The sequence below is a fragment of the Acinetobacter sp. YH16044 genome, from assembly GCF_013417145.1.
In the GTDB taxonomy this organism is placed as follows: Bacteria; Pseudomonadota; Gammaproteobacteria; order Pseudomonadales; family Moraxellaceae; genus Acinetobacter; species Acinetobacter amyesii.
This window is the reverse complement of record NZ_VPEK01000053.1, coordinates 1-9,445: the sequence shown is the minus strand read 5'-3', so window position 1 is coordinate 9,445 and position 9,445 is coordinate 1. Positions and strand designations below refer to the sequence as shown.

The window sequence follows — 9,445 nt, the reverse complement described above, 5'->3', positions numbered from 1 at the left end:
CAGCGTTCAATCTGAGCCATGATCAAACTCTTCAGTTTAAAATCAATAGTACATATAGTGTACCAATCTTGGCTCATCAATTACTGACAAAAATTTGCTCAAATAAACTTCGAGTAATTCCTACCATCAATCAATGAAAATAATTTCGATCAATCAATCAGTAAAAATCCACACAAGTTGTTCTTCATAATCTCTTAATGATCTTTCTAACATCTCGTCAATGCTAGAAGCTGGACTTCGATAAACTCAACAACTCAACGCTTCGCGTTTCGTTCGTTTCCGTCTATCTCGTCGGTATGGTGCTCATTATAGGGCAATTTCTTACACGTGCAAGTGCTTTTCACTCACAAAGAACATGAGTGTTTCATTTTTATGCACCATTATGGTTCAAAAAACACACTTTATTCACATAAATACATGATATTTATTACAAATATCATGTAAAATATTTTTCCTATTTTGTGTGCTTAGTTTTTTACAGGTGCTGCTTTAATCACCACACTCTGTATAACCACTGGGTTTACAGGGACATTTTGGTGCATTCCATAGTTCGCAGTTGGAACTTTTACGATTTTATCGACGATATCCATCCCTTTAGTGACCTTACCAAAAACAGCATATCCCGCATTCATTGCACTTTTATTGAGAAAGTCATTGTCTGCAACATTAATAAAGAACTGACTACTTGCTGAATCAGGATGATTCATCCGTGCCATTGCCAATGTGCCGCGCTTATTGCTCAAGCCATTACTTGATTCATTCTTAATAGCCGCTTTTGTTGGCTTCTCCTGCATTTTGACATCCATGCCCCCACCCTGAACCATAAATCCAGGAATCACGCGATGAAAGATCGTGCCGTTATAAAATTTTTCTTTTGCATAGCTTTCAAAGTTTTTAGCTGAGATAGGTGCCTTGTCATTGAATAGCTCAATTTCAATATTGCCTTGAGAGGTTTTCATTTCGACAATAGTATTGGCAGCAAAACTGCTTAAGCTCACACAGCCAAGTGCTGCGGTAAATAAAATCTGTTTTAACATTTGCTAACTCTTCTGGTTGATCTCGTACTTGTTATTGACTGTATATTAGTCTTTGATGATTAAAAAGTAATTATTCTGCCATTATTAAAACGAGAACAATGATGACGCAAATAATACCGTCGGACACTGCATTGACACATTTACCGCCTTGGCAACTGCGTGGCGATGCTTTTATTTTGAATTATTGGATCTCTCCGAGTTTTATCCAACAAGCGCAGATGTTCCGTTTAGCGACATCGCCTTTAGGTCGTGTGGTTCAGGTGTTATTGGTCCGATACCATGATTCACCTGTGGGCCCTTATGACGAATTGCTAATTTTAGATCACCCTTTATGGAGTAAGAAAAGGTTAAGTTCGATTCCTAAGATTTATGTTTCGACAGATATCTCTGTCATTCATGGTCAAAAACTCTGGGGTATTCCTAAAGAGTTGGCAAAGTTTGAATGGCAACAACATGACAATGAAGTGGTCTGTACTATAGAAGTTGAACAACACAAAATGCAGATCCGTTTAAAAAAATCACGTTCACAGCGTTCTTTCTATATTAATAGTCATCATATCCCTGCAGCGATGTTGCAAATCAGACAAGCGTGGGAAGGTAAGCGTTATCAATTTTCACCGAAGTTTCGTGGACGGCTCTCTAAACTGAAACAGGTAGAATGGCACAACACGCAGGAGATCTTTCCAAATTTTGCCGAAGCACGATTATTGCAAAGCTTTTATGTCCCAGAATTTAGCCTCGTATTTCCTGCTGCAAAAATCCAAGATAAATAACCCAATAAATAAAAACCCAGTGTTTCACGTGAAACACTGAGTTTACTTTATATAAAGGAATGATTAACTACGTTTATCCCAAAATTTACGGAACTTCGTACTGATCTCAATCACGTATTTTTTAGCTCGGTGCGAAACCGGGGTTAAGTTAATAAAGCCATGGGTTTGATCGGTATATTCTTGATAAAACACTTTCACCCCTTGCTGACGGAGTTTATGCGAATAAATTTCACCTTCGTCATGTAAAACGTCATGCCCTGCCGTCACGATATACGCGGGTGCGATACCTGCCAATTTTCCATAGGTTGGTGAAATTAATGGATCATCTAAGGCCACTGCATGTTGTTCTGCATATAAAGCCGTTACGACATCAATATCTTTCTCAGTCAGAACCAAACCATCTTTATAAGCATAGAAAGATGGGTGGCGACTTTTGAAATCCACCACAGGATAAATTAATAGCTGAGCTTGCGGGGCAAAAACTTTCTGAGCACTGCGCTGCGCAACTGCGGTAGCAATATTGCCGCCTGCACTATCCCCTGCCACCGCAATTCGATTTTTTAGAATTTTAAACTGACGACTATTTTGATAAGTCCAAGCCAAGGCATCTTCACAACTTTGCATTAATTGAGCTGGGCTGGCCTCTGGCGTGAGTGGATAATCAATACTTAAAACTTGTGCTTTGGCATGCACGGCCAATAAACGACAAACTTCATCATGCGTGTCTAGACCACCCACCACAAAACCACCACCATGATAAAACACGATCATCGGTAATTTTTTATTTGGAGCAGGATGATAATGACGCGCAAACAGCGTTGCACTTTGTAAAGGTAGACGTATATCTTGCACTTGTTTCACAAAGGTCGGCTTGGTCTTGATCGACTCCATCTGTAAATCAAATAATTTACGAGACTTCACATAGTCTTCGGTCACAAAGCCTGACTTACCTTGCTTGAGTTGAGCCGCCATCATGCATTTCACCAGCGGATCTAATTCTGGAAAAATAAACGGATAATCGAGACGTTTTGCGAGGCTTTCTTTGGCAAAGTTAGGAAGACGATCAAGTAACCGAGCAGCCGTACCTTGGCCTTTATCTTTCATATTTTTAAGTGATTCATTCAATGCAAACATGCTCTATCCTTCGAATTATGCTCTTCATACTTTCTACATGATCTAGGTCAAATGTGACCATATTCACATATAAGTCTCAACATCGACATACATAGTACAAACCTAGTTAAGCTAATCTTCTTTTATAGAGTTGTCATTGACAATTTACCCAAGTTTTATGGGTTGATTATGCTAACCCATTCTCGATAAAGGATACTCACCATGGCTAAAAAGATCATCCTTCTGTCTTTTGCGACTGCTTTTTTGGCTGTAGGCTGCGTAGCATTCCCTGAAGATGGTTACTACGATGGACGTTATGACCGCCGTTATGATAATAATGATCGACGCTATGACAATCGTTATGATCGCCGTTACGACAGTCGTTATGAACAAGACCGCCGTACATGGGAACGTCAGCAACAACAACGTAATCGTTTAGAGCTCGAACGTAGAAAGCAGCAACTTGACCAGCGTAACTGGGAACAGAATCGTAAAAATCAACAAGAGTGGGATCGTCGTAAAAACGAACTCGAACGTCAACGTCTAGAGCAACAGCGTAAATACTCTGAAGCTGAACGTCGTAAACGTGCTGAACAAGATCGTCAAAAAGTCAGCAAAGAGCGTCAGCGCTTAGAAGAACAGCGCCGTAAAGCCAGTCAAGATCGTAGAAAACAAATTGAGCAAGAGCGCAAAAAAAATATTCAAGATTTAAGAAAGGCATCAGATCAACAACGTAAAGCGGCTGAAGAACGTCGTCGCGCGTGGGAAAATCGCCGTTAATTGTTGTTTTTGCAGATCGGTTAAAAGTAAAAAGCTCATCTACATGATGGGCTTTTTTTCGTTCACTAAAAATAGAAAAGGTAAAAAAAAGCAATAGAAAAGAAAATAGACAGAAGAGGCATCCTATCTTCTGTCTATTCTTGACTGCCTGTTGTTACAGGTCAGAGAGCATTAAACAATCTTATTGCTGAATTGTAGGTTGTGGTGCAGGCGCAGATTGAACTTCAGCACCTTGAGCTGATGGATCTGCTTGAACCACAGCACCCGATTGCTCTGTCGTTACAGATGCTTCAGTTGCAGACGTTACTTGTGCGGTTTCTGGAGATTCTACAGTTTCTTGAGAAGTACAACCTACCGCAGCTAAACCAAAACCTAAAACTGCGACAGCGAATAAACCAATTTTTTTCATCTTCATTATTTCCTTCATTGAATCATTAAAAGCAAAGCTCAACTTTGCCCGAGTCATAATGGAAAATAATTCTGTGAAGTTCCCACCTTCTGAGTTGTACTTTGTACGAGGCACGGTACAGCTTATGAAATGTTTTATTAATCAGGCAGTTTTCTTTTATATTGAGGCTTTACATCATTTTTTTAACTCAAGTGCTTTGTTTTTTATTAAAAAAATAAATATAAATGATTTTTGAATAAAGCGTGATCAGAGCTTTTGAATACAACAAAGACCAACAAAACTTGCAGCTCAGTTACTTAAGTGGCTGTTTTTATAAATTTCATGCAAAAAAAAGCCTGCTTATGAGAGAAGCAGGCCATGAAAAACACATTCGAAATAAATTCGGAAACTACAGCGATAGAATCTGAAACAAAGAATACTGTGCTGATCATTTTTTGTGAAATATTTAATAAAACTGATACTAAGAGTTTTTATGTATAAATATTAACCACTATTTTTGAGGCAAAAAAAATGCTGATTCTTGGGAAATCAGCATGGAAAAGTGTTTCTAAAATCTAGAGGTAGTCACCATATCCCTCTCTCCAGTGGATATGGTCACTTCCGATAGATAAATTATGCAAATTTTCAGGCACAAAGAGAAACCGTTAAAATTTATGATGAAAATCTATAAATCCGATCAAAATGTGATTATACATTTAAATCAATAATTTATATTTTCATAGAATTTAATTTTGCAGTCGATATTTGGCTGAAAAACCATTTTTTTGAATAAAAAACTGCATTTAATCGCTGACTTCGCTTGAATTTTTATCCCCTGCCCCGATTTCTTCTATTAATCATGAATTCAAAACGCATGGCAGTTACGCATCGATGTCGTTTGAACGCACAGCTATAAGGACTGAACATGTTTAAGAACCCATTTAAACGGAGTAAATCAATGGCGACTGAGCAAAACCAAGACGCTCAAGATCTTCAACAAGAGCAAGCAGAACAGCAAACTCAAGCTGAAAACGAGCAAGCTGAAGTTTCAGTTGAAGATTTACAAGCACAAATCACCAATTTAGAAGAAAGCTTAAAACTTGAAAAAGCACGTACTGCAAATGCCGTATATGAAGCGCAAAAAAGTGTAGAGCGTATTCAACGCGAATCTGAAAAGCATAAAGACACTGTGCTGGAAAAATTTGCAAAACAATTGCTTGATTCGGTTGATAACCTTGAACGTGCCATCGCTGCGGCAGGTGATGAAAAATCAGGTTTATCTGAAGGTGTAGAACTTACACTGAAATCATTGCTCAGCACTTTAGAAAAATTTGGTGTGGTTGCTGTGGATACTGCAAATGGTTTCAATGCAGATCTTCACCAAGCTGTGGGCATCGATCCAAATGCCAAATCGAATGAAATCGGGACAGTATTGCAAAAAGGCTATAGCTTAAACGGTCGTCTATTACGTCCAGCTATGGTTATGGTTGGTGCATAAACCCAAATTTTCTGAGACGAATTAAAAATTTTAACCAATATTACTTGAAAATTTTTGATTGGCTCTCATATCGGATAACAAGTAAATCCCTTTTTATTTCCCTTTGAGAAAGGGAAGAGTTTGGGAATAAAAGAATTTTAGAGGAAACATCCAAATGGCGAAAATCATTGGTATTGACTTAGGTACTACAAACTCTTGCGTAGCAGTACTTGAAGGCGACAAAGTAAAAGTAATCGACAACGCTGAAGGCGCTCGTACAACTCCATCTATTATTGCGTATAAAGATGGCGAGATCCTTGTCGGTCAATCTGCTAAACGTCAAGCAGTGACTAACCCTAAAAACACATTATTTGCAATCAAACGTTTGATCGGTCGTAAGTACCAAGACCAAGCTGTGCAAAAAGATATCGGCCTTGTACCTTACAAAATCATCAAAGCTGACAATGGCGATGCTTGGGTTGACGTAAACGACAAGAAACTTGCACCACAACAAATCTCTGCTGAAATCTTGAAAAAGATGAAAAAAACAGCTGAAGACTACCTTGGTGAAACAGTAACTGAAGCGGTAATTACTGTTCCTGCGTACTTTAACGATGCTCAACGTCAAGCAACGAAAGATGCAGGTAAAATTGCTGGTTTAGATGTTAAACGTATCATCAACGAACCAACGGCTGCTGCACTTGCGTTCGGTATGGACAAAAAAGAAGGCGACCGTAAAGTTGCGGTTTACGACTTAGGTGGTGGTACTTTCGACGTATCAATCATTGAAATCGCTGATCTTGATGGCGACCAACAAATCGAAGTATTGTCTACAAACGGTGATACATTCCTTGGTGGTGAAGACTTCGATAATGCATTAATTGAATACTTGGTTGAAGAGTTCAAGAAAGAACAAAGCGTAAACTTGAAACAAGATCCTCTTGCACTTCAACGTTTAAAAGAAGCTGCTGAAAAAGCAAAAATCGAGCTTTCTTCTTCGAATGCAACAGAAATCAACCTTCCATACATCACAGCAGATGCGACTGGTCCTAAACACTTAGTGATCAACGTGACTCGCTCTAAACTTGAAGGTTTAGTTGCTGAATTGGTTGCTCGTACAATTGAACCATGTAAGATTGCACTTAAAGATGCAGGTCTTTCAACCTCTGACATCTCTGACGTAATCTTGGTGGGTGGTCAGTCTCGTATGCCACTTGTACAACAAAAAGTACAAGAGTTCTTCGGCCGTGAGCCACGTAAAGACGTGAACCCAGATGAAGCTGTAGCGATGGGTGCTGCGATTCAAGGTGCAGTACTTTCAGGTGATAAAACTGACGTACTTCTTCTTGACGTAACTCCGCTTACACTTGGTATTGAAACAATGGGTGGCGTGTTAACAGCGATCATTGAGAAAAACACGACGATTCCTGCGAAGAAATCTCAAGTGTTCTCAACTGCTGCAGACAACCAACCAGCTGTAGACATTTCAGTTTACCAAGGTGAACGTAAAATGGCTCAACAAAACAAATTGTTGGGTAACTTCCAATTGGGCGATATTCCACCTGCTCCACGTGGTGTACCACAAATTGAAGTATCATTTGACATCAACGCTGATGGTATCTTGAAAGTATCTGCAAAAGATAAGAGCACAGGTAAAGAGCAATCAATTCAAATTAAAGCTAACTCTGGTTTGAGCGATGCTGAAATTGAAGCGATGATCAAAGATGCTGAAGCGAATGCTGAAGAAGATCGTAAATTTGAAGAATTAGCGAAAGCACGTAACGAAGCTGATGCACTTGTTTCTTCTGCTCAAAAAGCAGTAAAAGATCTTGGCGAACAGGTAACTGCTGATGAGAAATCTGCAATCGATGCTGCTGTAGCTGAGCTCGAAGCAGCAACTAAAGAAAACGATGTAGATGCAATCAAAGCGAAAACTGAAGCACTTCAAAACATCATTATGCCGATCACTCAACGTGCTTATGAAGCTGCACAAGGTCAAGGCGGTGCTGAAGGTTTTGATCCTAACGCTTTCCAAGGCGCTGAAGGTCAAGCTCAAAAAGCAGATGACGGCGTTGTAGATGCTGAGTTCACTGAAGTGAAAGATGACAAAAAATAATTTGTCGCTTTAACTGAGTCTTTCAAAGCTCAAAAAGACCGCGCGAAAGCGCGGTTTTTTTTGTGGATGATTTTATCTGCATCAGGCAATATTCAAATAACACGCAAACGTTCAAACAGCCACATTCTTCTCGACTCACTATCAATCTAAACTTAGATTTGCATAGCGCTAAATTTCAGTTAAATTAATGCAAAATAATCAAGTTTTGCGACGCTATGCGTTTGATTTTAATTATTGTTGTCATCGTTTTGAGTACTTGGTGGATCTATCAAACCAAGCAGCATCCTCAACTGAAATTTAATTCAATTTCAGATCGACTTTTACACCCTCTCGATACCCGACTGCGTTATCGGGTTGCTGATGTAGATCCGCGTTTTGGATTAAGCCAGCAACAAGTCATTCAACTTAGCCAAGAAGCCGCAGAGATATGGCATAAAGGGACACTCAAACCGTTATTTATCTATGACCCAGATGCACAACTGGCGATCCATCTAATTTATGATGACCGCCAAGAACAATACAATGCCTATAAGCAAGTCCAAAAGACCTTAGCCGCAGATAAAGCCCGTAATGATTTATATGCCGAGAACTTAGCAAATTCGAGAAAAGGTCTGGAGATGAATGAGCAACAGCTCCGATCAAAACAAGCCATGATCCGTGCTGAAATAGTACAACTGTCGCAAGAACGTATGGGTTGGAGCCGAATCGAGCATGCGCAAGGCCCCAATATGCAACGCGTTGAAAAAGAACTTGCGCAAGTCAAAGCACAAGCGATGCAATTAGACCAAGAAATAGATCGATTTAATCAGCAAAATGATCAATTTAACCAACAAGTCTCAAGTTATAACCAGCAAATCGATCAATATAATGCGGGCGTGATACAAGCCAGTCAGCGCTTTCCTGCACGAGAGTTTCATAAAGGTGTCTTTATGGGCGATCAGATTCAGATTTATCAATTTGATGCCGAAGATGATTTACGCCTCACCCTTGCCCACGAACTCGGACATGCTCTCGGCTTATCTCACCATAATGACCCTACTGCATTAATGTACCCAATCTTGGGCGCGCAACAATTAGAAAACTTTAAACTGATGCCAGCAGACCAAAGCTTACTGTATTATCGCTAGTGTGCCCTGATCATAAAAAACCATACAATTTATAAGGATATTGCAGGATTCACCAACAAAAATCAGCATTTCATGTTATTGTTGATATGCAATAATTTCCTTATATCAATGACATCTTCCGTGGAGAGCAATGTGAGTTACTACCATATCTTAATTGAAGTGAATGACCACATCAGCACGATTGAACAAACCCGTGATATTGAACTTTTTGATATTACCGAAATTCAACCTTATCTCCATGCAGTACTTTTACCATTTTTTAATGAGCAACTCATCGAACTCGAAGACGAAAATCTTGAGTTTAAAGATGTCTTGCATTTACAAGTCAAACAAACCCTATTGCCGATCCGTGACCTCATCGAAGAAGAACAACGCCTGCTTCCGAGTGATACCGATATCACCATTACGGCTTATGAAATTTTTAATAATTATCAATTGAGTCAAGACGTGACCACAGTGATTTTAGATCTGTTAGAAGCGCTAAAATTTGAAGCCTAATATCGATTTTGTCTTGTCCTGAAATAGATTGACAGTATTCCACTTCAAACCGAGTTAAGCAATTAGCTCGGTTTTAGTTTGCTCATACGTCTGATTCGGGGTGTTCATATTTAAACTTAAATGTGGTCTATAACAA

The 9,445-nt window shown here is 39.3% G+C and carries 9 protein-coding genes; 6 read left to right on the top strand and 3 right to left on the bottom strand.

Annotated elements, in window-relative coordinates:
* Window positions 1-467 precede the first annotated feature (467 nt).
* Window positions 468-1,037, bottom strand: a complete 570-nt coding sequence (locus tag FTV38_RS15750; protein ID WP_180005529.1) for a peptidylprolyl isomerase — start codon at window positions 1,035-1,037, stop codon at window positions 468-470.
* Window positions 1,038-1,138: 101 nt separating this feature from the next.
* Here FTV38_RS15750 and FTV38_RS15745 point away from each other — a divergent pair, with 101 nt between their 5' ends.
* Entirely contained in the window at window positions 1,139-1,810 is a 672-nt protein-coding gene (locus FTV38_RS15745; protein ID WP_180005538.1) for an acetoacetate decarboxylase family protein, read from the top strand.
* 63 nt (window positions 1,811-1,873) lie between these two features.
* Here the strand turns inward: FTV38_RS15745 and FTV38_RS15740 are convergent, their stop codons facing one another.
* Window positions 1,874-2,944 (bottom strand): alpha/beta hydrolase, encoded by a 1,071-nt coding sequence (locus FTV38_RS15740; RefSeq protein ID WP_078194436.1) that lies wholly within the window; start codon window positions 2,942-2,944, stop codon window positions 1,874-1,876.
* Window positions 2,945-3,145: 201 nt separating this feature from the next.
* On the opposite strand from FTV38_RS15740, the gene FTV38_RS15735 reads away from it, so the two are divergent.
* Entirely contained in the window at window positions 3,146-3,703 is a 558-nt protein-coding gene (locus tag FTV38_RS15735; RefSeq protein WP_180022965.1) for a hypothetical protein, read from the top strand.
* 181 nt (window positions 3,704-3,884) lie between these two features.
* Here FTV38_RS15735 and FTV38_RS15730 read toward each other — a convergent pair whose 3' ends face one another.
* Window positions 3,885-4,112 carry a hypothetical protein gene (locus FTV38_RS15730; RefSeq protein WP_252725869.1) on the bottom strand — a complete coding sequence of 76 codons (228 nt, stop codon included), beginning with the start codon at window positions 4,110-4,112 and terminating at the stop codon, window positions 3,885-3,887.
* Between the two features lie 937 nt (window positions 4,113-5,049).
* Here FTV38_RS15730 and grpE point away from each other — a divergent pair.
* The 4 genes from grpE (at window position 5,050) to FTV38_RS15710 (ending at window position 9,309) form a co-directional block, all read left to right on the top strand.
* Complete coding sequence (grpE, locus tag FTV38_RS15725) at window positions 5,050-5,589, top strand: nucleotide exchange factor GrpE (RefSeq protein WP_078189495.1); 540 nt, start codon at window positions 5,050-5,052, stop codon at window positions 5,587-5,589.
* A 154-nt stretch (window positions 5,590-5,743) separates the two neighbouring features.
* Entirely contained in the window at window positions 5,744-7,684 is a 1,941-nt protein-coding gene (gene dnaK / locus FTV38_RS15720) for a molecular chaperone DnaK (RefSeq protein WP_078194438.1), read from the top strand.
* A gap of 215 nt (window positions 7,685-7,899) precedes the next feature.
* Window positions 7,900-8,811, top strand: a complete 912-nt coding sequence (locus FTV38_RS15715) for a matrixin family metalloprotease (RefSeq protein WP_180022964.1) — start codon at window positions 7,900-7,902, stop codon at window positions 8,809-8,811.
* A gap of 120 nt (window positions 8,812-8,931) precedes the next feature.
* A complete protein-coding gene (locus tag FTV38_RS15710; RefSeq protein ID WP_180005534.1) occupies window positions 8,932-9,309 on the top strand; it encodes a hypothetical protein in 378 nt (125 codons plus the stop codon).
* Window positions 9,310-9,445: the final 136 nt, after the last annotated feature.